The following is a 24,538-nucleotide window of genomic DNA, read 5'->3' as shown; positions in this document are numbered from 1 at the left end:
CCATATTTGGTCATGCTTTTCTTTGTTAGCTTGAAAAAAAGAAGGGAATATGTGATAATTATGCAGTATGTGTTTACTAAATATTATGAAATTGGTAAGTAGGTTCATTAATTAGCATTCTAGTGGACAACGAGAGAGAGATAAAATGATTAACAACCTACAGATTTTTTTGGCTTTAGCAGATGCTGTTATCATCACTGATGTGGAGCATAGGATTCTTGCTGTGAATGAGTCCTACGAGATAACAACCGGGTATTCTTCAGATCAAATCATTGGAAAAAAAGCAGGTATCCTTCGTACCCCGTATACCCCGAAGGAAACTTACTTACATATGCGAGAAGCAATGAACGCTGGTTCTTCTTGGTCGGGTGTATTTACGAATCGCAAAAAGAACCATGATTTATGGCACTCATCCATTACTATTACCCCGTTTGTTGTTGAAGGAATTACATACTATGTTGGAGTATTCAGGGAACTCGAGCAGTTAGAGCGCGGTTCTTACTTAAATGAAGACCGGATTGGAAAGATTCAAGGATCACTGTTGAAAGTACTAGCTATTTCTTGTGAAATACGTGATCCAAGTATTGAAACACATTTGTTAAGAGTGCAGCAGTTAACACAGTTATTGGTGATTCGACACAATGAGAGATACCAATTAAGCTTATCGGTTGAAGACATCTCCCATATTGCCAACTCCAGCATCTTGCATGATATTGGGAAATCAGCAATTCCCGAAGGAATCCTGTACAAGCCAGGGCCACTAGCGGACTATGAACGGATAATTATTGAGATGCACACATTAATCGGCGTGGATATTATCAATAAGATCTATGCAGAATTAGATGATGAATTGTTTAAGAGCGAGCTCAGCATGGCTAAAAATATTATTCTTTATCATCATGAGAAGTGGAATGGCACGGGTTACCCGCATCAATTACACGGAGTAGATATTCCATTGGAAGCACGAATAGTAAGCGTTGTCGATGTGTTTGATGCACTAACTGCCAAACGGCCTTATAAGGAAAAATGGAGCATCGAAAGTACAGTTCAATATCTCGAGGAGCAAAAAGGGCAGCATTTTGATTCCGAAGTAGTGGATTCGTTTTTATCACTCTTGGAGGATGGACTAATCCCTATGTAAATAGATATTACCTATGAAAAGGGGAGTTATCAGTGGAAAAGCAAGAATTTAAAGCAGAATCCAAAAGGTTATTAGAAATGATGATTAACTCTATTTATACGCAAAAAGAAATATTCTTAAGAGAGCTGCTGTCCAACTCCAGTGATGCTATCGACAAGCTTTATTACAAAGCATTGACGGATGAAAGCGTCGTATTTGACCAAGACAGCTATTATATTAAAGTGGTTGCCGATAAGCAGGGCAGAACACTGACACTTACCGATACGGGTATTGGTATGACCAAAGAGGATCTTGAGAACAATCTGGGCACAATCGCGAAAAGCGGTTCATTGGCTTTCAAAAAAGACAATGCCTCCAAAGACGGGCATGATATTATTGGTCAATTTGGTGTTGGGTTTTATTCGGCCTTTATGGTGGCGGACGTTGTTACGGTGATTAGTAAAGCTTTAGGCAGCAACGAAGCTTACAAGTGGGAATCCACGGGAGCAGATGGATATACGATTGAGCCTTGTGAGAAGGATTCGGTCGGAACCGAGGTTATCCTTTCCATTAAAGAGGATACAGAGGATGACAGCTACGGCGAGTATTTGGACGATTACCGGTTAAAGGCGATTATCCGCAAGTATTCTGATTTCATCAAATATCCAATTAAAATGGAAACGACCGGCAAGCGCCTTAAAGAAGGCAGTGAGGATGAATTCGAAGATTATCAGGACGAGCAAGTTGTCAATAGCATGGTTCCGATCTGGAAAAAGAATAAAAAAGAGCTAACTGCTGAAGATTACGAGAAGTTTTATAATGACAAACATTATGGCTTTGACAAGCCGATTAAACATATTCATATTAGTGTTGAAGGCGCAGTGAATTACCACTCGATCCTGTTCATTCCGGAGAGCATCCCGTTCGACTTTTATTCCAAGGAGTATGAAAAGGGATTGGAGCTTTATGCCAATGGCGTCCTGATTATGGATAAATGCGGCGACCTGCTTCCTGACTTTTTCAGCTTTGTGAAAGGGATGGTCGATTCCGAGGATTTATCGCTGAATATTTCGCGCGAAATGCTACAGCATGACCGCCAATTGAAGCTTATCGCCAAAAACATCCAAAGTAAAATCAAAGGTCAATTGCAAAGCTTGCTGAAGGATGAAAGAGAGAAGTATGAGGTCTTTTATAAATCCTTTGGACGCCAGCTCAAATATGGTGTATATAACGACTATGGCAGCCATAAAGACACCTTGCAGGACTTACTGTTGTTCTATTCGTCCAAAGAGAAGAAGCTGGTAACCTTAGAGGAATATGTATCAAGAATGCCGGAAGACCAAAAATATATTTATTACGCCTCTGGGGAGACGAATGAAAGAATCGACAAGCTTCCGCAAACAGAGATGGTTGCCGATAAAGGCTATGAAATTCTGTACTTCACTGATGACATTGATGAGTTTGCGATCAAGATGATCATGAGCTATAAGGAGAAGGAATTCAAATCCGTATCAAGCGGTGACTTGGGAATCGAAGCCGAAGAAACCGAGAAGGATGTTGAGGACGACAGCAATAATAAGGAGCTTTTTGCTTATATGGGATCGCTGTTAACAGGCCAAGTCAAGCATGTTAAAGCGTCAAAACGGCTAAGAACCCATCCCGTATGCTTCTCTTCCGATGGCGAAGTTACGATTGAGATGGAAAAGATCCTGAAATCCATGCCGAATAACCAAGATGTCAAAGCAGATAAGGTATTGGAAATTAATGTGAACCATACCGTGTTCCAATCCTTGAAGGATTCCTTCGAACATGACAAGGATAAGCTAAATCTGTATACGACGCTTCTCTACAATCAAGCGCTGTTAATTGAAGGGCTACCGCTGCAGGATCCGGTGGAATTCACTAACAACATTTGCAAAATCATGGTGTAAACGCTGCTTACCTTTATGAATACAACTAAATTAAGGTCTCCCTATCTGGGGAGATCTTTTTTTTGAGCAGTCAACCTTCCGACACACTTTCTAACAAATTCTTTATTTTTGAAAGCTCCTGTTTGGAATAGATCTTAGTTTTTACTATAATAAAAGCATAATCAGGACAGGGGCGCGAACAACTATGGAACCATCTCATACGCTTGAGGAAGCTGGGCGGTTTATGCATATCTTTTACAGTGAAACCGGAAAGACGCAGGAGGCCATGGACAAGCGAATAGCGGAGATTCGGCAAGCGATAGCCGTTCAGGGCTTTTATGAGCATACGTTTGAGGAACTGCAATATGGAGCCAAGCTGGCTTGGCGCAACAGCAATAAATGTATAGGGCGGCTGTTCTGGGAGACGCTGCATATCTTCGATGCCCGCAGCCTGGAAACTGAGGAAGAAATCGCACATGCGCTTTACAACCACATCGAATACGCGACGAATGGCGGACGGATTCGCCCGACCATTACGATATTCAAGCGGGCGCTTCAGCCCGAGCAGCAGGTTCGCATCGTCAACTACCAATTAATTCGGTATGCGGGCTATGAGACAGAAGCGGGAGTGGTTGGCGACCCGGAATCCGTTGCGATTACCAAGCTGTGCCAAGGGCTAGGTTGGGAGGGGGCAGGCAGCCCTTATGATGTGCTGCCGCTCGTTGTACAAATTGGCGACCGGCTGCCGCGGATCTTTGACATTCCGCCAGCCCTTGTGCTGGAGGTTCCATTAAGACATCCAGATATTGCTGGCTTCGCCGATTTGGAGCTGCAATGGTACGCGGTTCCCATCGTTTCGAACATGAGGCTGGAGATCGGAGGTATCAACTACACGGCAGCTCCTTTTAACGGCTGGTATATGGGTACGGAGATCGGAGCCCGCAATCTTGCGGATACGGGGCGTTATAACCTGCTGCCCAAGGTAGCCTTAATGATGGGTCTGGATACCAGCAGAGACTCTACCTTATGGAAGGACAGGGCATTGGTCGAGTTAAACGTAGCCGTATTGGATTCCTTCAAACAGCATAGCGTAGCTATTGTTGATCATCATACCGCGGCGCAGCAATTTATGCGGTTTGAAGCCAACGAGCAGAAGAAGGAGCGTCCTGTTACAGGGAATTGGTCTTGGCTCATCTCTCCGTTATCCCCTGCGACTACACATGTTTTCCATCAGGATTATGTAGATACGATCCTTAAACCGAATTTCTTTTACCAGGATAAGCTGGGGATTGAAAGGCTTCAAGAGGGAAAAGTGATTACTGTCTAGAGCTTGGATTAAAGATCATGCTTGTGAAGAAAAGCGACAGCCTGGGATCGGCTTGAAACATTCAGCTTTTTGTATATCGTACTCAGATAGTTTTTCACGGTACCGGTTGTCAAAAATAATTCGGAAGCAATAGCTTGGTTGGACTTCCCATGTAAAAGACTTCTTATAATGTTTCGTTCCTGGATGGACAAACCCTTCAGCTTTGCATCATACTGCTGATCGGAATCGGCGGATGCACTTATTTCTTTCAGCGATTCTTTGTGCTCTTCCGAGGCATGGAGCGCTTGGGCCAGGCGCAGCTGGACACTGAAGGGGTAATTGATTCTCCCATTGAGGCAGTCTTGAATCGTGGAAAGCATTTTCGCTGTTTCAACGCCCTTAACCAAAAAGCCGCTTGCTCCATGGCGCATCGCGTCCCAAATGTATTCATCATCCTCGAATGTTGTCAAAATCAGCACCTTGGTCTCAGGGAATTCGCTTTTTATTTGCTTTGTGGCTTCCAGGCCATCCAGCTTGGGCATATGGATGTCCATTAAAACTAGCTGGGGACGATGCAGCTTTACCTGCTCTATGGTTGCCAGCCCATCTCCCGTTTTAGCTACTACGGTATAGTTCTCCTCCATGCCTAGAATAGCTGCTAATCCGTCGCGGATTAAAGGCTGGTCGTCTGCAATAAGAATGGTTGCTTTAGACAATGGGCTCACTCCGTTCGATCGTTTTCGTCTGGATAGGTATAGTAATCTCCAATTTGACACCGCCGGCAGCATCCAAGCTTGAAATCCGCAGCTCCCCATTCACATCCTCCACTCTTTCTTTCATAGCGGTAAGACCAAAACCAGGAACAATCTGTGCTGGAGCAGTACCGTTATCCGATAAAATAAATCGTATGTACTCCGTATGATGAGTTAGTGAGAATTGAAAATAGGTGCTAGCACCATGCCTTATACCATTGGTAAGACCCTCCTGCAAAGCCCGATAAATGGCGATTTCAATCATAGGCGACAAATCAGTAGGCATCTCCTTGTCTATGCCGTATGTAATTTCCACGTTGGTTTGCTTGATGGTTTCATTGATCAGCCCTATAAGCTCAGGTATAAACTGGTAGCCAGGCACGTTTTCACGCAGCAAATGTACAGAGGTACGTACGTCATCCAGACTGCTAAGAATACTTTCTTTCGTTCTGTCGATCATGTCTAATGCAACGGCATGTTGGTTTTTTCCTATCGCGTAAGAGGCTGTTTGTAGCCCGGCTAATGCTGATGTTAAAGCATGTCCTACTGAATCATGAATCTCGCGGGATATTCGAGTCCGTTCCTGCAGCTTAGCCTTTTGTTCCAGCTGGGTCGAGGCAATACGAAGCTGTTCATTGTCTCTAGCTAATTGATTTTTTTGCTGAAAAGCAATTTTGGCCAAATAGCTTATCCCGAAAATGGCAAAGTATTCAATAACACGTGGCAACAGATTATAGATCTCTTCAAACGGATGAGACTGGCGATAAATCCAAAGCCCTAATATAGAGCTGGCAAAGCTGATTATCGTGAAAATAATCGAGTGATTTCTGGAGTGGTAAAACGTAAATTCCCCAATAAGAATTAAGATATAGATTTGGGCAAAAAAGTCCTCTGACAATACCGATATGATAAAAGCCAACACTAATTGCAGGCATAAAAACAGAACACCCGCCATTTGGTGGAGATGGATCTTCAAGATGTAATCTCGAAGTACGACGATAGCAATGTAAGCACAGGAGAGCAAGCAAAGTCCAACAGAAAATTCAGTGGTATGGAACAGTAAAAGGAGGGTAGCTCCGATAACGGTCAGGATCAGAATAAAGGTTATTCTTTTATCAAATGTAGCATCCAAATTATAGCCTCACAAAATGAAATATTTACTATTTTTATTTTACCACAAACATGACTTAAGTCATATTAAGTTGAGGATAATGTCGAAAAATGACATGAATACGACAAATAAATTGATCGATTAGTGAATTTCTTCATCTAGGTTAGGTCCTTAGATTTATATATAATAAAGATAGTCAAACAAATCGACATTTTAATAGGTGTTATTGCCTATAATGTGTGCAACATCAAATATAACTTTAAAGAAGGTATGTGCAAATGTTTCTGATTTTATGGAACTTAGTAGGCTGCATTCTTCTTATTTCGACTTTATACATGCTTATCCATATCATCCTGGTAGGTCATCCCGATGAGCGGTGATGCCTACGATGGCCAGGTCCATGGAATACTATCCTCTGTACAAGTTTTCGTGAATAAGTACCCATTAACGCAGCGTGAATCGGAAATTCTCCTTATGATGGCTGTACATGGGTTTTCTAATAGAGAGATTGCCGAACAGTGCGTGATCAGTGAAAAAACGGTTAAAAATCATCTTGCCAATATCATGAATAAAATGGGCATTCGATCTTCACGAAAATTACTTTCCCTGCTAATAAATCATGTACATGCTTATGACCATAGTCTGCAATCACTACCATTCGTAGGGAGGGATTTATGTTATGATCAATGAGAGAGGCTCGAATAATTGGCTGCTGTCCCTTGTAATAGTTGCCATTCTTTTATCGATGTTTGCTATTTCAACTAAGGCTTTTGCCGTAAATGAACCCAATCTTGCTTTGAATCTAAGTGGAACAGGCTTTCCCGAAATTACAGCATCCTACACCTGTGGCTGTGATAGTGTTTGGAGTGTAGTTAATCATACATTCTCGTATAATACTCAAGACCATGACCGCTGGACCAGTTATTATTCTGGCACTGCAACGGATTGGTTGGCTATTGATTTTGGTTCAGTGCAGTCGTTTAACCAAGTTAAGCTATACATTTTTAATGACGGTGGCGGCGTGAGATCTCCAGAAAGCTATCTGATTCAATATTGGAATGGCAGTGCTTGGATAGAACCCACCAATCAAATAAGAACACCAACACTACCTGCTGCCGCTGTCATGACGGAGGCGACACCTGAGAACACTTTAAATATAGCCGATTTTGATACCGTCAGATCGTCCCAATTAAGAGTCGTATTTACCCATAAAAGTAATTCTGCCAGTGGGCTTAGTGAGCTTGAAGTTTTTTTGCATCAATCCGTAGATGAAAGCACAGCTACTGCAATGATCACGCAAATTGAGCAATTACCGGCTTCATCAGAGGTGGCTCTATCTGATAAAACGGCAATCGTTGCGGCACGTACTGCCTATACGAATCTTACGCCCAGCCAAAAAAGCTTAGTCACCAACCTGAGCAAATTGACAGCGGCAGAGACGGCAATAACGACATTGGAAACGGCCTTGCTTCCCAAATTTACGGATATTTCCGTGCTATCTGCATTCAGCAATGCAGCAGGAGATACGATAACCTTAACCTTATCGTCGGTTATAGATGTAACCTATCATTTGCAGACGTCCCGATTTCATGTTACGGCCAATACGGCTCCGATTACCCTATCTAATGCCGACTATGAGGTAACCGATTCAAGCCATCGCACGCTAAAGCTTACCTTCTCCACACCGTTGCTGCTGGATGAAACCGAGGTTGCTTTATCCATACAAAGCGGAGTATTGAAAACCAGCAATAATGAAATTAACCATGCCGTTGCTTTTATACCCGTTATCACCTTCAAACAACTCGACCTGTCGCTGGATCAGCGGATTGGCGTAGACGATCTTGTTCAATTGTTCAGCAGCCCTGCTTTGCAGATTGACGTAAATCAGGATGGGGCTTTTGACCAAGTAGACGTTTCCCTATTATTGGACCAGGTTTCGGTGTATTTGAAATAAAGGCGAATACTCAAGCTGGACCCATGCTTGGGTTTCGCTTGTTTTTCGTTTTTATAAATAAATCTCCTGCGATCAACTTTGAGCTTGCTTAGCTGTGCACTTCATAAAATAGATATATGTTATAATGCTAGGAAAGCACATATATTTGCACGATCACACAGGAGGGTTTCAGATGATTCAAGTGAATGAAGCAAGAAAAAAACAACTCAAATATATAGGGATTACCGAAGATGATTTGCGTTTCTTAAAGGAGCAAAGGTCACATTTTGAAGCGATTGCAGAAAGGGTAGTCGATCAATTATATAGTCACATCAATAAAGAACCTGAGCTTGCAAAAATTGTTAACGAGAATAGTAATATTGAACGTTTAAAAGAAACACAAAGATGGTACTTCATGACGATGGTTGATGGAAAAATTGATATGGAGTTTATTGAAAAGAGGCTTTATATCGGAAAGCTGCACTCCCGTATCGGCTTAACGACCGATTGGTACTTAGGGACGTACATGGTATATTTGGATATGGCTGTCCAAGGCTTCCAGAAAACAGCGCCCGATCACTGGATGAACATTATTTTAGCTTTATCCAAAATGTTTAACTTTGATTCCCAGCTGGTGCTTGAAGCTTATGAACATGATGAGAAACAGAAGATTATTACCCTTTCCGATCAGAGAGAGGAAATGCTTGTGAAAATAAATAAAGCTGTCCAGGATCTCGCCTCCATGATGGTAGAGTTGAGTGGCAGTAGTCAATTGGTTGCAGATACAGCGATACATACAGCTGAGCTTCAAGAAGTGGCTCATTCCAAGGTTGATTTACTCCGTTCGAAAATAAACGAAATTAATGCGGTAGGAACCTTATTGCGGGAAGTATCCGATCAAACCCATCTGCTCGGACTGAATGCAGCGATCGAAGCGGCCCATGCCGGTGAATATGGATTAGGCTTTGGCGTGGTTGCCAATGAAATTCGTAAGCTGGCAGCCCATTCTAAAGATTCTTTGCAAGTCATCGTATCTACTTTAAATGAAATCTCGACTGTATTAAGCGAGGTTATGGGAGATTCGGAGCAAACCTCAAGACTTGCTCGGGAACAAGCAGCCAGCTCCCAGGAATTAACCGCTTTTGTCAATATGATTGAAACGGTTACGCGTGAATTGGAAACCATTGGTTAGTTTCAATTTTGGCAATAGAAATTCGCGGATTTTTCTTTCTGCAGGCTCCTCCTTGGTCATCAAGTTAAAATCACTGTAACAACAGTTAACCCGTCTATATGCTAGATGGGTTAACTTGTAAAATTTGTTTAAAAAGTCAATTTTTATTTATTCTTCGGTGTGTTGTTGTTGGATCCGGCTACTTCTGAATCTTTGTTGTTTCCAGGTTGTGACTTCTTACCGTTATTGTTTGCATTGTTACGAGACATACTATTTATCCTCCCTTCTTTGCTTTGTGTACCCTAAAATTATGTCCTACATCTAAGACCCGTATTCAGGCAATTGGTTATGATGGAACCCTCCCGTTTGCACCTCAGGCACCAGCACTATAGAATAGGGCCATTTCCTTCCTTAATCCATCCCTATCACTCCTATGAGATTGTTCATATAATGAATAATCCCATAGATGGAGGTTGATAGAAGTGGCTAATTGTGATGTTAGGCTGGCACTATTTTCTGGAACAAACTTTACCGGACGTCGGATTCTATTCAGACGTGGTGGAGTAGCAATTAGGGACTTGGGAGCGTTTCGTTTCAATAACGAGCTGACCAGCTTCCGGTTAAGAAATGTAGTAAACGGTACGGAGGTGACGCTGCTCCTCTTTTCACGCAATAATTTTCAGGGATCCTTCCGTGTATACCGGGGCAACCGCAATGTAGCAAATCTAGCGCAGAATGGTTTTAACAATGTGACTTCCTCACTCATCGTGGTTGGCCGTATTTTAACGGATTCCGAGATTCGTCAAATCCGCAGTACTGGAACGCCTCCTCGCGATATTTTGGTTATCAGACAATAGTACCTGCTTTAATCAAAAAAGGCGATTCATGGCTGAAAGGGCCTGAATCGCCTTTTTTTTGTAATTATTGCATCTAATAGTAGTTACTGCAGCTGATAGGCGGAATATAGGATTGAAGCTTGGACTCTTCTATCGGGACTCACTATAATGGGGTTACCTAAAATTATATTCCTGAGAGGAAGCAATCCTGTTGCTCAATCTGTTACTGGCTTGTCGAATGAAGCCATTCTCCCAGAAGCATTTACTGTGGCCCAAGAATTACTTGATAAGGTTGAGGTGCTATTAGTTACGGGACCTGGACTTTATCACAGGATCAAGGAGGACTTGTTTCGGCAAGCAGCTGCAGCTTCGTAGCTCTGAGCATGAAATCCAAAGGCTAAAGCTTGACATCCATAGGATGCTGATTGATTATGTGGAGTCGCATGATGGATATTTAATCCATATGGGCAGCGATTGGAAATTTGAAGGAATTACTCTACCGATCTCGAATAGTTCGAAGTGTGAATTCGATTACAAATATTAGGAGGGTCTTTTGTGTGGAACCCGGATGAGTATCTTAAGCATTTATATGAAAGCGTGCGTCCCGTTGAAAGCTTTCGTGCGGACTCGCAACTGGAATGGGAGGATTGGAGAGGGCGTTTACGGAAACAGTTGGTTGAACGGTTAGGCGGTTTTCCCGTTGAGGTACCAAGTCTTTCACCGGTTCTGCTCGAATCGGAAGACTGCGGAACGTATATCCGTCAGCGCATTCAAATTCAGACCTATCCACGGCTCTATATGCCCATCTATGTCCTTATCCCAAAAGAAAGCAAAGGCCTTCTTGGAGCGGTTATCGCCTGTCACGGTCACGGATACGGTAGTAAGGATATAGTGGGTCTAAATCCCGATGGCACGAAAAAAACGGGAGATCCAGGGTACCAAAAGGATTTTGCCGTCGAGCTTGTCAATCAAGGCTTTCTTACCATTGCGCCCGAGTTGTTCGGATTTGGAGACCGTAAGCTCCAAGAGGATGCCCAGGCAGCGAACTCCTGCCATAGGTTATCTACCTTTCTCCTGGCAATAGGCCAAACGATGGCGGGGTATCGAGTTTTTGAGACGCTGCGATGTGTGGACTATCTACTTACGCGCGAAGATGTTGACGCGGAGCGTATCGGATGTATGGGCATTTCTGGTGGAGGCCTTGTCTGCTCGTTTGCGACCGCCATAGATGATCGGATTTCTGCCGCCGTCGTAAGCGGGTTCACCAACACCTTCCAAGCCAGTATTTTATCCATGCATCATTGTGTGGACAATTACGTCCCTGGGTTGTCAATTGTTGCGGAAATGCCTGATCTGATTAGCCTGATCGCCCCTAAGCCTTTGCTGATTGAAGCGGGAACGCGAGACCCGATTTTCCCCGTTCACGCTACCAAGGAGGCGTATGAGAAGCTTCAAAACATTTATCATTTATTGGGTGCCGTTGACAATTTGGAATTAGACCTATTCGATGGTAAGCATGAAATATCGGGTAGGTTAGCTTACGATTGGTTTCGCCGTGTTTTGGCATCATCATAAAGTGCGAAATGCTTTGCGCGTTTTTTTTATATGAAAACTCCTTACGACATAAAGTTCATATAAATATATTTGATTAAAACTTTGGTCAAATAAAAACAAAAAGGGTTGATTCCTCATCCAATGATGGATTTGTGGTTTCAGCTTTTTTTGTTTGGGTAAGTTTACAAGAGACATAAGTCTGAACCCTATAGTTTGACAAACCACATGGACGTGAGATTAAGGGACCCTATGTCCGCTAAACTCCCCATAGGCCATCTCGTCCAGATATAACGGCCCTACGGTCCATAATGCCGTCCATTACTCCTCATTCATCCGGTTGGTTATCGTCAAGAACTGATTCTGAGGTTGAGCCACAAAATAAATATTTTTTGATTGACAAGAAACGTTGCACAAACTATTATGATAATATAAACGAAATAAAACGATTATATACGTAAGTTAAATAAATATAAAATAGTTGTAAACGTAAGTTTAGTGAATATAAAATCGTTGTATACGTAAGTTAGGGAAATTCGAAAGCATTCTAAATGAAAGGTTTATAAAAATCTATAACAAGTATAAAGTTTACGAGTCTTGGATTCATAAGAATGGGTCGAGAGCATATTGGGCATATCAAAACCGTAGGCCATTTCTCTGAAACAGATCATCGTGGCATGCCTCTTCCGCTCGCAAAACTGGCTATTTCTAGACATTTGGAGGTCGTAATTTATGATTTCAACATTTACGTTAAATGCTGCTGTAGATAAAGTTCATTATGTTGATAATTTTCAAGTTGATAAGGTAAACAGGGTCGGAGAGGTTATAACTGAACCTGGGGGCAAAGGAAATAATGTTGCCAAAGTAGCGCATTTATTAGGTTCTGATGTTATTGCTTCCGGTTTTCTTGGAGGGGATACGGGGCAATTTGTCCACAAGCAACTGCTGAAAAGGGGGATCACAAGCGATCCGGTGTGGATAACCGGCCAAACGCGGGAGGCATTTAATATCATTGACCGAAGCAAGGGAACGCAGACGGAGATTCTGGAGCCAGGACCAGAGGTTAATCTGGCTGATTGGGAAGAGCTACAGGCTAGAGCAAAGACGTTGGCTGATAAGAGCAGCGTGGTATGTTTCTCGGGCAGCTTGCCGAGAGGACTTTCCACTAATGCTTATGCAAAACTTATTCAAACCGCAAAGGCCGCGGGCGCCCTTACCATTTTGGATTCGAGCGGTGACAGTTTATTCTACGGGATTGAGAGCGCTCCCTTTATATGCAAGCCCAATAGGGATGAGCTGGCTTTATTAACCGGTAAGCAGTCCAGTTCGATTGAAAGCGCTATCATTGCGGCTCGGAGTGTTATTAACAAGGGTGTGGAATTGGTTGTCGTTTCTTTGGACAAAGATGGCTCGCTTGTTGTATCCGAGAACTGGGTATGCCAGGTTCTTCCACCGAAGATCGAAGTAGTGAATACGGTAGGTTGTGGTGACGCTCTTGTGGGCGGTATGGCTAACTACCTCGATCTTCTTGGGGAAAAGCCGTCATCATGCAAGCTGATCGAAGCGGTTGCATGGGGGACAGCGGCCGCAGCTTCCAACGCTCTATATCCGATAGCGGGTCATTTGAGTGTTGTCGGAGTGAAAGAGATGTTTAAACAAGTTACAATTAAACATCTTTAGACACTAAATAGCTTGATTATTCTTTTGAGGGGGTGATAGGATGTACGCCGTAGGTATGGCTAGCAAGGCCAATTGGTTCGTGGCTACGGTTGATTGGGATGGACGCTGTTTGTGCGCCGGTTGTACCTGTAGATCTTCAGTCTCTGCCGGATGAGCCAGAATGCAGCTTAATAACGTATATGGGGAGAAAAGTCATGACTATCGAGGCAGTTGTGTTTGATTTTGACGGACTAATTGTAGATACAGAGAGTGCGTGGTACGAAGCTTTAGCTGAAATTTTTCAAGAGCACGGGGCTGTGCTGCCCCTAGAGATGTGGTCGCGCTGTGTGGGGGCCAGTCATGATGTTTTTAATCCATATGATTATTTGGAGCAAGTCTTACAAAAACCAATAGATTTAGTTGCCATTAAAGCGCTTACGGAATCCAAGCATTCATTGATTATGCAAGAACGAACGGTCCGTCCAGGTGTGGAAGCTTATTTGCAATCGGCAATGGAGCAAGGCTTGAAGATCGGTCTAGCTTCCAGCTCGACCAGAAGCTGGGTGGAAGGATACTTGCAGCGGTTCGGGCTGCTGCATTATTTCTCCTGCATCCGCACGGCGGACGATGTCGCTAAGGTAAAGCCGGATCCGGAGCTGTATCTCCAGGCGGTAGCCGGATTGGGAGTATCCCCTTCCAAAGCGGTTGCCTTTGAGGATTCGCCTAATGGTGCGAGGGCGGCCATGGCAGCTGGCTTATACTGTGTAATCGTCCCTAATTCCATTACAGCAACATTTTCATTTGACGGTTATCATATGAGGATGAACTCGATGGCTGATATGGAACTGACTGAAGTGGTATCAGCTTTACTGGCTCATCAATAGACAAGTGTGAGGGGGGATTGCCCTTGGCATCCATAGAATTTGTGAAAGTGACGAAGTCGTTTGGCGAAAGTATTGTCATTAAAGATCTCAATTTAAAAATCGAACACGGCAAATTTACCGTATTGGTAGGTCCCTCAGGCTGCGGGAAAACGACGCTGTTGCGGATGATCGCTGGGCTTGATCCCCAAACGTCGGGGTCGGTGCTTATTGATGGCAAAGACGTAACTCGCATCGCTCCCGGCCAAAGGGGCGTGGCCATGGTGTTCCAAAACTATGCCATTTACCCCACGATGTCCGTACGGGAGAACATCGAATTCGGTTTGAAGAACAATAAGGTTGGCAAAGAGGAAAGGACCCATCTGGTGGAGACCATCAGCGATACGGTCGGATTGCGTGACTATCTGGACCGTAAGCCATCCACCTTGTCGGGTGGGCAACGCCAGCGTGTTGCTTTGGCGCGGGCCATGGTGAAGAAACCATCCGTTTTCTTGATGGATGAGCCATTGTCCAATTTGGACGCCAAGCTCCGGGTGCAGATGCGCATTGAATTGATTGAAATGCACAAAAAACTAGGTGCGACTTTTGTCTACGTCACCCACGACCAAGTGGAGGCGATGTCCATGGCCGACACGATCGTGCTGATGAATAAAGGGAAGATCCAGCAAGAGGCTCCCCCTGATGTCATTTACCGCCAGCCCAACAACCTGTTTACCGCACAGTTTGTTGGTGGCCCACCTATGAATGTGAGCGACCTTGGTGCAGATGGGGTGAAATTCGGTTTCCGCCCGGAGAGCGCCATCCTGTCGGTCGAGCCGCAGGGGGCACATTTTACCGTTCGTGGGACGATTGCCACAAGGGAAATGCTTGGCTCCGAAACGATCTATCAAGTGAAAAGCGACCACCACACGTTCATGGTTAAATGTACGGATGATCTGTTTTCCGTAGACCAGTACGTATATCTTGGGGTTGACGATGCTAAAATCTACTTCTTCGGGGCCGATGAAAATCGCATAGACAGGAACGATCCCCGATTTGTCGACTACTTGAAGGTGTTGAGAGGGCAGAATCATGGATAAAAGAAGGATCTGGGAATCGATCCGTCCGCATGCCATGATCATGCCCGCTATGGCCGGTATCATCCTGTTTGTCATCTACCCGGTCTTCTATTTAATTAAGTTAAGCTTCTACAAGTACAACTTGTTGAATAAAGACAAAAGCAAATTCATTGGGACGGACAACTACACAGAGCTTTTCACGCGCGATGATTTCTATCTGGCACTTACCAACACGGCGATTTACACCATATCAACAGTCGTGCTTACGGTACTTCTATCGATGCTAATAGCGATATGGCTTAGCAAAAAAACACGTTTCAATGCGATTGTGCAAGCTGGGCTTTTCACACCGCATATCATTTCCATCGTGTCGATTGCGCTGGTGTGGATGCTGTTAATGGAACCGAACCACGGCATGCTGAACTTCTTGCTCAAGGCGTTTGGTTTGCCGCCGTCCAGGTGGCTGCAAAGCTCCAGTAGCTCCATGATGTCGGTAATTATCGTTTCCGTATGGCATAATGTCGGTTACTACACCTTAATTATTGTGGCGGCGCTGCAAGGTATATCACCTAGCATCTATGAGGCAGCCGCACTGGATAACGCAAGTAAGTTCAAGGTGTTCTACAAGATTACGTTGCCGATGATTTCACCACAACTGTTTTTCATACTGATCATTATGACGATCGGTTCCTTCAAGGTGTTTGACACCATAAGGATCATGACCGGAGGCGGTCCCAATGATTCGACCTTGACGATCGTTTATTATATCTATGAATTTAGGTCAAACAATATCGGTTATGCTTCAGCTACCGGGGTAGTTCTAATGGCGATTATTGGGGTGCTGACCTTCGTCTACTTCCGAATGCTGGCCAAGAAAGTACATTACCAATAAACGACCGATAAAAACGGGGAAATAAGAGGAGGGCGCAATCGGTGACATCTGGTCACAATTATATAAAGACGGCTATCGGCCTTTTGCTCAAATTAGCAGTCCTAGCGATTTTTATTATCCCATTTCTGTGGATGATTTCTACGTCCCTGCAGACCATGGATGAGACCATGACATTCCCGCCGACGTTGCTTCCAGCCATGCCGCAATGGGGCAATTTCGTTGAGGCGATGCAGGCCGGGCCTTTTCTGACCTACGCCAAGAATTCGATCATCGTTACGGTAAGTGTCATTTTGTTGCAATTGGTTGTGTTGGTTCCGGCCGCATATGCCTTTGCCAAATACAAGTTTAAAGGGAAAGAAATCTATTTTTCCTTTGTGCTGCTAGCGTTTATGATTCCTGGTCAGGTTACTTTTATCCCCGTCTACCTGATGCTGGCCGATTGGGGCTGGATACATACGCTTCTGCCTCAAATCGTTCCGTTTATGACCAATGCCTTTGGTATCTTCCTGCTGCGGCAATATTTCATGCAGATTCCTGAGGAGATTATCGAATCGGCACGGCTGGATAACGCTAGCGAGTTCACGATTATCCGTAAAATTATGATTCCCATGTCGCTGCCAGCGCTAGCTACGATTGGGTTGTTCAGCTTCGTGAGCCACTGGAACGATTATTTCTGGCCGCTGGTCATGACGGATTCGTCCGACGTGCGCCCACTTACGATAGGGATCTCCATGCTGCGGGATACCGAAGGCATCAGCAGCTGGCACATTATCATGGCAGGAAACGTTGTATTGGTTCTGCCGATTCTGATTGTATACTTCTTTTGCTCCAAGCAGATTGTCAAAGCATTCGTGTATTCAGGGATCAAATAGCAACCTGATCTCTTAAACAAACTATATGATTGAAAATGGAGGTTTTTCTATGAAAAAAAGGGTAACAGGAATGGTATTAGCAACAACGATGTTGTCAGGTTTGCTCGCTGCTTGCTCCGGTGGTGCTTCACAGCCCCAGCAGAATACCGGCACACAGCCAAAGGCAGATGAGCCTAAAGCGGCAACCCAGCCCGCAGCGGCACCTGCTACAAGCGGCGGGAAAATCACCGTGCAGTTCTGGCATTCCATGGGCGGTAAGAACGGAGAGTACACAGATACATTGATCAAAAATTTCAATGCATCCCAAGATAAAATTGAGGTTGTAGGAACCTTCCAGGGCGGTTATGAGGAGACGTTAACCAAGCTGCAGCAAGGTGTTGCAGCCAAAACCGCGCCAGACATCTCGATGGTTGAACGCGGCTTCATTCCGTTGCTCGCAGATGCTGAGGTGCTGGAAGACCTGAATCCATATCTAAAAAAATCCGGGATGAGCACCGATGACTTTACTCCAGGCCTCATGGGCAACATCACATTTAAGAACAAATTGATAGCACTGCCGTTTAACCGTTCCACTCCACTTCTGCATGTCAACAAGACGATGCTGGATGAAATGGGGCTCGCGGTACCGAAAAACTGGGAAGAACTGAGAAAAGTTGCGAATGCGTTAGTCATTAAAGAAAACGGGGCAACTAAGCGTTACGGTTATTCGATGCCTTTTGCGAGTTGGTATCCAATTGCTATGATTGTTCAATCTAAAGGCAAGTTCTTTAACGATCAAGGTACTTCCATCGGATTCAATAATGGCGAAGGTGTTAAAGCCTTTAAATTCCTCAAGGAAATGCAAGGTACTGGTGGCTTGTACTATCCAGCGGCTAAAGATTCCGGTAACATCGTTGGCCAGATGTTTATCAGTGGCCAGATCGGTATGCTGATGGAGTCCACAGGCACTATCGGTAAATTCATCGACGGGGTCAAGTTTAATTATGAGACTGCCTTCCTGCCGGCAAATGATAACTACGGGGCACCGACCGGAGGAGCGAACATCGCCATGTTCTCGGGATCGAAGAACAAAGAGGCGGCATGGGAGTTTATTCGCTGGGCGGTAACTGACCCGAAGGGTGCCCAACAATTCATTATGTCTTCTGGTTATCTTCCGTTCACCAAGAAAATGGTGGAATCCCCAGAGATGAAAGCACTATGGGAGAAACAGCCGCAGCGCAAGGTAGCTTATGACCAGCTCCAGCATGCGATCGACACCAATAACCATACTCAATTCGCGTCGGTAGACCAAGCCTTCTTTAAGGTGATGGAAGCCATTATGTATGACAATGCTAATATAGAGACCCAATTAGAAGGCTTTAAGAAAGAAGCAGAAAGAATTATGAAGAACTAGCTGCGGCTGCCATGCCCATTCTTCGAAATAGGAACCAAATGGCAATGGCGTAAGGAATTACAGAAAATATGAAGCGGGGAGAATGAGCTATGAAGATCAAAGGGATTGCCCACAGGGGTTATCCGGTCAAATATCCGGAAAATACGTTGTCGTCCTTTCAGGCGGCTCTAGATCTGTCCTACACGTACGTAGAGCTGGATGTCCAATTGAGCAAAGACGGCATCCCGGTCGTTATTCATGATTATACGGTTGACAGGATGTCGGACAACAAAGGGATGGTTCGTGACTACACGCTAGACGAGCTTAAGCGTCTCCGCATTAAGGAGATCGAGACGATCCCAACGTTAGAAGAAACGTTACGTTTACTCAAAGGCCATATCAACATTATGGTCGAATTGAAGCAGGCTGGCGACTTATACCCAGGGCTGGAGGAAAAGGTGCTGGAGGTTATTCGCCGGACGGATACATTCGAGCAGTGCATCATCATTAGTTTTGACCACTTCTCCATTGTCCGAACTAGGCAGCTGAGTCAAGATATTAGACTGGGATTGACCAGCAGCTGCAGTATGCCTTATGTATTCCCGTTTATGGAAGAGTATCGTTGTGAATTACTGGGTGTTCCGATCCGAATGATGACTGCCGAGTATACGGAAATGATTATGGAGCGGGGTATAATAGTCGGACCGTGGCCGGTAGATACCATTACCGATATGGAATGGATCGCTGCCAAGTATCCGACCGCTTTGATTACGACCAATGAGTTGGAAAGATGGGCTGATTTCTACAGAAGTCATCCCGAGTTGCATTTGGGTTAAGCTTAATCGGCATTAAGAATCATTACAGCATTTCAAAAGCAGAACAAGGGGTGAATGGAGCCTCGTGTTTTGCTTTTTGATGCAGGAAAAAATGTTAAAAGAATAAAACCGCTGTATCACAAGGCAACGGCCTGCAGGCTGTGCCCTGGCTCTACAGCATAATTTAAAAACAGCGGGAGAAAACGGTGTGCCGATCCATACCTTGCATAGTGTCGGCGGGGCCGCCAACAGTGTCCTATGGACCCAAATTAAGGCGGACATTACAGGAAAAGTATTCAAAATCCCCTCTTCTGATGCAGCCACCACGCTGGGCGCGGCGATCTTGGCAGGCGTTGGAACAGGAGTTTACCGTAACTGTGAAGATACGGTTCAAAGGACTGTTCGGATCCATCGCGAACAAATCCCGAACTTGGAGCATCAGCAGGTGTATAAGCAAGTATACGACGTATATTTAGAAACCTATGACAAGCTTAAAGATGTATTTCCAAAGATGGGATGGTGAATAACATGAAAGCTGCGGTGCTTTATGCGAAAAACGATATACGGGTTGAGGAAATCGAGATCCCCTTATTAGAATCACATGAGATTTTGGTGAAGGTGAAGGTAACGGGAATATGCGGGTCCGATTTACCGAGAGTCATGGGGGACGCCACACATCATTATCCGATCGTACTCGGGCATGAGTTTTCCGGCGTTGTAGAAAAGATTGGAAGCGATGTGACTAAGGTGAAGGTGGGCGACCGTGTTGTGGGTGCTCCGCTTAAACCATGCCATACATGTGATGATTGCTTAAACGGAAATTTCGCACAATGTAAATATTATTCTTTTATTGGATCCAGAGTAAACGGGAGCTGGGCGGAATATGTAGCGATTCCGGAAGTTAACGTGATTCCGTTCGATGAGAGCATAAGCTTCGAGGAAGCAGCGCTGGTGGAACCCTCTTGCGTTGCCTTGCATGGATTAAGATTAATCCAATTTCAAGGCGGGGAGCATGTTGCTATTCTTGGCGGCGGTAATATTGGCTTGCTCACACTCCAATGGGCGAAAATATTGGGAGCAAGAGATGTGACCGTATTCGATATTGATGAAGAGAGACTGGAGACCGCCAAAAGGCTGGGTGCCGATTATACGATAAATTCAACCAGGCCGGGTTTGAAGATGAGTGGAAGCAAATCACAAAAGGCAGAGGATTTGGGGTTGTCATGGAAACGGCAGGCTCCGATGTAACCATGAGACAGAGCTTTGAACTCGCAGCCAACAAAGCGAAAGTTTGTTTTATCGGGACACCTGTACGTGATTTGACTTTTAACCATAAACTGTTTGAATTGATGAATCGCAAAGAGTTTACGCTGACGGGCTCATGGATGTCTTACGGTTCGCCGTTTCCGGGAGATGAATGGGGACTAACGCTGCATTTTCTCAAACAGAAACGATTAAACTTTAAAGAAATTATTTACAAAAACTTTTGTTTGAATGATATTAATGACGCTTTAGAATTGTATCGGCAACCTGGTGGCGTCAAAGGTAAAATATTGCTCCAAAATCTGTAACATTCAATGAGCTCGCATCCTTCTCAGCCGAATTCTGAATTGCCATTTCTCGAAAACTTATCTATACTTAGTCATATAAACGAAACAATCCAGAACCTAACGAAATTGGATTATGCTGAGAGGATATGTACATGGAAGCAGATAACAACCGAAAAATGCTGAGCCTGGAAAGGCATCAATTTATTATCGATTATTTGAAAATTCATAAGAGCGTTGATGTGTCATTTCTCAGCTCTGAATTGAATGTATCTGAAGTCACCGTGCGTAAAGATTTAGAGAAGCTGGAACGCGATAAATTATTGTTGCGCAGCCACGGCGGGGCCGTATTAAACGATTATTTATTTAACGAGCCATCTTTTATTGAAAAAGAGGATAAATTTACGGAGGAAAAATCGGCTATCGCCTCCGAAGCTGCGAAGTTAATCAAAAACGGGATGACGATCGCGTTGTCTACTGGAACGACCGTCAGCCATTTGACGAGAATAATTAAAGACCGTACAGGACTAACCATTGTTACTAATGCCGTTAATGTAGCTACAACCTTCATGGGATCGAATGACAACCATATTTTTCTAACAGGTGGGAATATTCGCCCTAACACATTCGCCCTTATCGGGGAAACCGCTGAGAAGGCTTTGGACGGTGTATATTGCGAATATGCTTTCATCGGAACGAATGGCTTTAGCATTGACCAGGGATTAACAACTCCAAGTATGGAGGAAGCGAGAGTCGTCCGTAAGCTTATAGAAAATGCGAAGCATGTGGTATTACTCGTAGACCATAGCAAGTTTGATAAGGTAGCCTTCTATCGGATTGAGCATGTGGACCAAGTCCATACAGTCATTACAGATAGTAAAGCTCCCTCCGATGAAGTTGAGAAGCTTCGTGAGAAGGGCATTAAAGTTATTATTGCTTGATGTTACGTGCTTGATGTTACCCGGAGGAAGTATAGGAACACACAATGCTTGAGTTGGGAATTCCCAGCAAAACATTTTTTGCGATGGCTGTGGTGTGGACGGAGGAGCAGCTCTCCAGCATTCCTTAATGAACATAACGTTCTTCAGCCGGGATAGCCAGATCGTCGAATTCCTCGGCCAGTGTTGCAATCCGCGTTCCAGCTCTTTTCCAGACATAGGCCTCCCATGGCCAGTCACAACAGTCAGCGGCTTTAATGCAAGGTTGCCGTTGGAAGATGTCACGGCTGTCACTGATATTTCTATACGTGCAGCATCTTACGCCATTCCGGGCGTGACGGTAGATGGGAATGATGTATTCGCCGTATACGAAGCCGCTATGGAAGCCGTTGAACGTGCACGGAATGGCCAGGAGCCCACACTGGCTTAACTTAGCGCAGAATGGTTATAACAATGTGACATCTTCATTCATCGTGGTTGGCCGCAATTTGACGGATTCCGAGATCAATCAAATTCGCAGTACGGAACGCCTCCTCGCGACATTTTGGTTGTCCGACAGTAGTACCTGTACTAATCTAAACAAGGCTATCCATGGCTGAATCGGCATGGATGGCCTTGTTTTTTTGATCATTTATTGACTTGGTCGAATCTCTAAGGTCAATGTGCAACTGCTCATGTGACATTGGAATAATAGATGCTCCCATAAGCGTAGGCTTATAGAAATGTGGATTCGGAAGATTCTCTAATGCTCATAGTTTAAATTAGGTATTGCCAAATCGTCCTTTTTCTAATTTTAAAGGTACAGGCACTTATAGGCTATAACCCACATAAAATAATACCAATCGCAACATGGGGGTGACTAAGTGTGCCTGGATTGTTTTCAGCAATAGCTCTATTTATAAAAGAGATCGTTCTGCTGGTTTCGTACGTGAAAAACAATGCTTTTCCCCAACCGCTACCTGAAGCTGAAGAAGAAAAGCATTTGCGTTTGATGGCACAAGGAGACCAGCATTCGCGCAATCTGTTAATTGAGCATAACCTGAGACTTGTGGCTCATATCGTCAAAAAATTCGACAACACCGGAGAAGATTTGGAGGATCTCATCTCCATCGGAACGATTGGGCTTATCAAAGCAATCGAATCTTTTTCTCCGGACAAAGGAACCAAACTGGCTACATTTGCTGCCCGCTGCATCGAGAATGAAATACTTATGCACTTAAGATCGCTGAAGAAAACCCGCAAGGATGTATCCCTTCATGACCCGATAGGGACGGATAAGGAAGGTAACGAGATTACATTGATCGATATACTTGGTTCCGAAGCTGACGACGTTGCCGATCTCGTGCAGCTGAAGATTGAAAAGTCGAAGATCTATCGAAATCTAGATATTTTGGAGGAGCGGGAACGGGAGGTCGTTGTCGGGCGTTTTGGGCTAGAGGCCGGCGGTGAGGAGCGGACGCAGCGGGAGATTGCCAAGTCGCTGGGCATTTCGCGTTCGTATGTGTCGCGGATCGAGAAGCGGGCGTTGATGAAGCTGTACCATGAGTTTTATAAAGTAAAACGGTAAAGTCAGGTATATAAGGTTTGGGTGGCCTGTCTTGAAGGCAGGCTCTATTTAATATGAAAAGGATACTTTTATATGGACGAGCTAATTGTGCTCACTATTACAATCTCATTTTATTACAAAACCGACCGGACAATTGGGGAAACTTTCCTAAATTAATAGTTGTGCTCAGCTTGTCGAGAAAGCCTTGTTTTTTGGGTTTTCTTTTTTTTTGTAATTGAGCCGCGTTTCACAAACCAATATATGTAATATGTGGGTTTGGATTTACTTTACCCCCTTTTACTGAGGTGCATTGCGATCTTCTTCATGTTTTGAACAGCCGCTGTCATTAGCGCTTGTTCAGTCACATTTTTAATTCCCCGTAGCCGGCAATAGCGAAGCCCGTGGAGCTCTTTGGCATCCGCGAAACTTCGCTCAATGGTTTCTTTGCTTTTCTTGTACAGCTTCTTACCTGAAGTGGTTAATCGGTTTTCGCGTACCAATTCCTGGCTTTCTTCCCACACATGTCGTGTAATCACTTTGCGGTGGTTTTTGGAACGGGCACATTGCGCGAGCATCGGGCAGCTTTTGCAAACCTCCGCTTCTGAAGAAGCATAGTGGTGGTCATCGATAACAGCACTCGCATTGGAATCCAACGTTCATGAAGCAACCATCCGTAGGGATCTGGCTGAAGCCGAACAAGAAGGCCTGCTGAAGAGGACTCACGGCGGGGTCATTGTAGAGCAGCTAACCCATAACGAGCCCTTTTAATGAAAGGACTAACGTCCAACTCGAACAAAAGATGCGTATCGGAAAGCTGGCCGCAAGTCTGGTGGAAGATGGAGATCATATTATTATCGATTCCGGTACAACTAGATTGCATATAGCGAAGAATTTGGTACATCGCTCTCGAATATTACCGTTGTTACGAATGATATCAATATAGCAGCAGAGCTGCGTGATGCACCAGGCGTCAAGGTTCGTAACCGGAGGAGATCTTTACCCGTCCAGCTATATGCTTAATGGGATGTTCGCCGATCATGTACTGCGTTCGCTCCATGTCTCCAAAGCTTTTCTCGGTACCCCGGCTATTCATCCCAAGTATGGTTTAATGCATCCGGAGGCTCAACTGGTTCTCGCTAAACAGGGAATGATTAACGCCGCGCAGGAAGTGATCGTTGTAGCGGATGACTCCAAGATTGGTAAGCTTTCTTTGCATACGGTAGCTCCTAAATCAGCGCTATCCACATATTAATTACTGGAGAAGAAGT

At 44.5% G+C, this 24,538-nt stretch carries 22 protein-coding genes and 4 pseudogenes; 23 read left to right on the top strand and 3 right to left on the bottom strand.

Going from position 1 to position 24,538, the window contains the following annotated elements; translation table 11 throughout:
• The first annotated feature begins 145 nt into the window (after nt 1-145).
• The 3 genes from G9U52_RS09095 (at nt 146) to G9U52_RS09085 (ending at nt 4,357) form a co-directional block, all read left to right on the top strand.
• Nucleotides 146-1,141: an HD domain-containing phosphohydrolase gene (locus G9U52_RS09095; RefSeq protein WP_166148612.1), complete on the top strand. Its 996-nt coding sequence runs from the start codon at nt 146-148 to the stop codon at nt 1,139-1,141.
• Between the two features lie 32 nt (nt 1,142-1,173).
• Nucleotides 1,174-3,051, top strand: coding sequence for a molecular chaperone HtpG (gene htpG / locus G9U52_RS09090; RefSeq protein WP_166148609.1), 1,878 nt, complete (start codon nt 1,174-1,176; stop codon nt 3,049-3,051).
• Nucleotides 3,052-3,235: 184 nt separating this feature from the next.
• Entirely contained in the window at nt 3,236-4,357 is a 1,122-nt protein-coding gene (locus G9U52_RS09085) for a nitric oxide synthase oxygenase (RefSeq protein WP_166148607.1), read from the top strand.
• Between the two features lie 8 nt (nt 4,358-4,365).
• Here the strand turns inward: G9U52_RS09085 and G9U52_RS09080 are convergent, their stop codons facing one another.
• On the bottom strand, nt 4,366-5,052 hold the full coding sequence (locus G9U52_RS09080) for a response regulator transcription factor (protein ID WP_166148604.1): 687 nt from the start codon (nt 5,050-5,052) through the stop codon (nt 4,366-4,368).
• Nucleotides 5,045-6,220, bottom strand: a complete 1,176-nt coding sequence (locus G9U52_RS09075; RefSeq protein ID WP_166148602.1) for a sensor histidine kinase — start codon at nt 6,218-6,220, stop codon at nt 5,045-5,047. Before G9U52_RS09075 ends, G9U52_RS09080 begins: the two co-directional genes overlap by 8 nt.
• Nucleotides 6,221-6,568: 348 nt before the next feature.
• Here G9U52_RS09075 and G9U52_RS41635 point away from each other — a divergent pair, with 348 nt between their 5' ends.
• From G9U52_RS41635 to sigK, 18 genes and pseudogenes are all read left to right on the top strand, one after another.
• A complete protein-coding gene (locus G9U52_RS41635) occupies nt 6,569-6,889 on the top strand; it encodes a helix-turn-helix domain-containing protein (RefSeq protein ID WP_166148599.1) in 321 nt (106 codons plus the stop codon).
• Nucleotides 6,879-8,153, top strand: a complete 1,275-nt coding sequence (locus tag G9U52_RS09065; RefSeq protein WP_166148597.1) for a discoidin domain-containing protein — start codon at nt 6,879-6,881, stop codon at nt 8,151-8,153. Before G9U52_RS41635 ends, G9U52_RS09065 begins: the two co-directional genes overlap by 11 nt.
• Before the next feature lie 172 nt (nt 8,154-8,325).
• Complete coding sequence (locus tag G9U52_RS09060) at nt 8,326-9,324, top strand: globin-coupled sensor protein (RefSeq protein ID WP_166148595.1); 999 nt, start codon at nt 8,326-8,328, stop codon at nt 9,322-9,324.
• A 461-nt stretch (nt 9,325-9,785) separates the two neighbouring features.
• Complete coding sequence (locus G9U52_RS09055; RefSeq protein ID WP_166148593.1) at nt 9,786-10,160, top strand: beta/gamma crystallin family protein; 375 nt, start codon at nt 9,786-9,788, stop codon at nt 10,158-10,160.
• Between the two features lie 147 nt (nt 10,161-10,307).
• Nucleotides 10,308-10,514, top strand: a complete 207-nt coding sequence (locus tag G9U52_RS09050; protein ID WP_166148590.1) for a hypothetical protein — start codon at nt 10,308-10,310, stop codon at nt 10,512-10,514.
• A 180-nt stretch (nt 10,515-10,694) separates the two neighbouring features.
• The gene (locus tag G9U52_RS09045; protein ID WP_166148588.1) at nt 10,695-11,714 is read left to right on the top strand and encodes an alpha/beta hydrolase family protein; all 1,020 of its coding nucleotides are present in this window, start codon (nt 10,695-10,697) and stop codon (nt 11,712-11,714) included.
• Between the two features lie 708 nt (nt 11,715-12,422).
• The gene (locus tag G9U52_RS09040; RefSeq protein WP_166148586.1) at nt 12,423-13,370 is read left to right on the top strand and encodes a 1-phosphofructokinase family hexose kinase; all 948 of its coding nucleotides are present in this window, start codon (nt 12,423-12,425) and stop codon (nt 13,368-13,370) included.
• 194 nt (nt 13,371-13,564) lie between these two features.
• Nucleotides 13,565-14,233: an HAD family hydrolase gene (locus G9U52_RS09035; protein ID WP_166148583.1), complete on the top strand. Its 669-nt coding sequence runs from the start codon at nt 13,565-13,567 to the stop codon at nt 14,231-14,233.
• Between the two features lie 23 nt (nt 14,234-14,256).
• Nucleotides 14,257-15,309, top strand: coding sequence for an ABC transporter ATP-binding protein (locus G9U52_RS09030; protein ID WP_166148581.1), 1,053 nt, complete (start codon nt 14,257-14,259; stop codon nt 15,307-15,309).
• Nucleotides 15,302-16,180 (top strand): carbohydrate ABC transporter permease, encoded by an 879-nt coding sequence (locus tag G9U52_RS09025; protein ID WP_166148579.1) that lies wholly within the window; start codon nt 15,302-15,304, stop codon nt 16,178-16,180. Before G9U52_RS09030 ends, G9U52_RS09025 begins: the two co-directional genes overlap by 8 nt.
• A gap of 131 nt (nt 16,181-16,311) precedes the next feature.
• Nucleotides 16,312-17,052, top strand: coding sequence for a carbohydrate ABC transporter permease (locus G9U52_RS09020; RefSeq protein WP_166149452.1), 741 nt, complete (start codon nt 16,312-16,314; stop codon nt 17,050-17,052).
• Between the two features lie 49 nt (nt 17,053-17,101).
• Nucleotides 17,102-18,445 (top strand): ABC transporter substrate-binding protein, encoded by a 1,344-nt coding sequence (locus G9U52_RS09015; RefSeq protein ID WP_166148577.1) that lies wholly within the window; start codon nt 17,102-17,104, stop codon nt 18,443-18,445.
• 89 nt (nt 18,446-18,534) lie between these two features.
• Nucleotides 18,535-19,260, top strand: a complete 726-nt coding sequence (locus G9U52_RS09010) for a glycerophosphodiester phosphodiesterase (protein ID WP_166148575.1) — start codon at nt 18,535-18,537, stop codon at nt 19,258-19,260.
• A gap of 115 nt (nt 19,261-19,375) precedes the next feature.
• Nucleotides 19,376-19,762 carry an FGGY-family carbohydrate kinase gene (locus G9U52_RS09005; RefSeq protein ID WP_166149450.1) on the top strand — a complete coding sequence of 129 codons (387 nt, stop codon included), beginning with the start codon at nt 19,376-19,378 and terminating at the stop codon, nt 19,760-19,762.
• Nucleotides 19,756-20,810: pseudogene (locus G9U52_RS09000) on the top strand (galactitol-1-phosphate 5-dehydrogenase). The gene G9U52_RS09005 and the pseudogene G9U52_RS09000 overlap by 7 nt, the downstream one beginning before the upstream one ends.
• Nucleotides 20,811-20,941: 131 nt before the next feature.
• Complete coding sequence (locus tag G9U52_RS08995; protein WP_166148573.1) at nt 20,942-21,727, top strand: DeoR/GlpR family DNA-binding transcription regulator; 786 nt, start codon at nt 20,942-20,944, stop codon at nt 21,725-21,727.
• A 265-nt stretch (nt 21,728-21,992) separates the two neighbouring features.
• Nucleotides 21,993-22,148: pseudogene (locus tag G9U52_RS39185) on the top strand (thiamine pyrophosphate-dependent enzyme); the annotation flags it as partial.
• A 441-nt stretch (nt 22,149-22,589) separates the two neighbouring features.
• Nucleotides 22,590-23,291 (top strand): RNA polymerase sporulation sigma factor SigK, encoded by a 702-nt coding sequence (gene sigK, locus G9U52_RS08985; RefSeq protein ID WP_166148571.1) that lies wholly within the window; start codon nt 22,590-22,592, stop codon nt 23,289-23,291.
• A 266-nt stretch (nt 23,292-23,557) separates the two neighbouring features.
• On the opposite strand, the pseudogene G9U52_RS08980 reads toward sigK, so the two are convergent.
• Nucleotides 23,558-23,875 (bottom strand): annotated as a pseudogene (locus tag G9U52_RS08980) (transposase); the annotation flags it as partial.
• A gap of 37 nt (nt 23,876-23,912) precedes the next feature.
• On the opposite strand from G9U52_RS08980, the gene G9U52_RS39845 reads away from it, so the two are divergent.
• Together G9U52_RS39845 and G9U52_RS08975 are read left to right on the top strand one after the other, a co-directional pair.
• On the top strand, nt 23,913-24,038 hold the full coding sequence (locus tag G9U52_RS39845; protein ID WP_243767235.1) for a DeoR family transcriptional regulator: 126 nt from the start codon (nt 23,913-23,915) through the stop codon (nt 24,036-24,038).
• 31 nt (nt 24,039-24,069) lie between these two features.
• A pseudogene (locus G9U52_RS08975) lies at nt 24,070-24,522 on the top strand (sugar phosphate isomerase family).
• Nucleotides 24,523-24,538: the final 16 nt, after the last annotated feature.

The organism is Paenibacillus agricola, from assembly GCF_011440305.1.
Classification (GTDB): Bacteria; Bacillota; Bacilli; order Paenibacillales; family NBRC-103111; genus Paenibacillus_S; species Paenibacillus_S agricola.
This window is presented reverse-complemented; position numbering and strand designations above follow the sequence as displayed.

What these genes read in the sequence shown, in the direction of transcription:
- G9U52_RS09010 (WP_166148575.1), top strand. Translation starts at nt 18,535, where the DNA reads ATGAAGATCAAAGGGATTGCCCACAGGGGTTATCCGGTCAAATATCCG.
- G9U52_RS09040 (WP_166148586.1), top strand. Translation starts at nt 12,423, where the DNA reads ATGATTTCAACATTTACGTTAAATGCTGCTGTAGATAAAGTTCATTAT.
- G9U52_RS09085 (WP_166148607.1), top strand. Translation starts at nt 3,236, where the DNA reads ATGGAACCATCTCATACGCTTGAGGAAGCTGGGCGGTTTATGCATATC.
- G9U52_RS09020 (WP_166149452.1), top strand. Translation starts at nt 16,312, where the DNA reads ATGATTTCTACGTCCCTGCAGACCATGGATGAGACCATGACATTCCCG.
- G9U52_RS41635 (WP_166148599.1), top strand. Translation starts at nt 6,569, where the DNA reads ATGAGCGGTGATGCCTACGATGGCCAGGTCCATGGAATACTATCCTCT.
- G9U52_RS09095 (WP_166148612.1), top strand. Translation starts at nt 146, where the DNA reads ATGATTAACAACCTACAGATTTTTTTGGCTTTAGCAGATGCTGTTATC.
- G9U52_RS09050 (WP_166148590.1), top strand. Translation starts at nt 10,308, where the DNA reads ATGGGGTTACCTAAAATTATATTCCTGAGAGGAAGCAATCCTGTTGCT.
- G9U52_RS09065 (WP_166148597.1), top strand. Translation starts at nt 6,879, where the DNA reads ATGATCAATGAGAGAGGCTCGAATAATTGGCTGCTGTCCCTTGTAATA.
- G9U52_RS09015 (WP_166148577.1), top strand. Translation starts at nt 17,102, where the DNA reads ATGAAAAAAAGGGTAACAGGAATGGTATTAGCAACAACGATGTTGTCA.
- G9U52_RS09060 (WP_166148595.1), top strand. Translation starts at nt 8,326, where the DNA reads ATGATTCAAGTGAATGAAGCAAGAAAAAAACAACTCAAATATATAGGG.
- G9U52_RS09025 (WP_166148579.1), top strand. Translation starts at nt 15,302, where the DNA reads ATGGATAAAAGAAGGATCTGGGAATCGATCCGTCCGCATGCCATGATC.
- G9U52_RS08995 (WP_166148573.1), top strand. Translation starts at nt 20,942, where the DNA reads ATGGAAGCAGATAACAACCGAAAAATGCTGAGCCTGGAAAGGCATCAA.
- G9U52_RS09035 (WP_166148583.1), top strand. Translation starts at nt 13,565, where the DNA reads ATGACTATCGAGGCAGTTGTGTTTGATTTTGACGGACTAATTGTAGAT.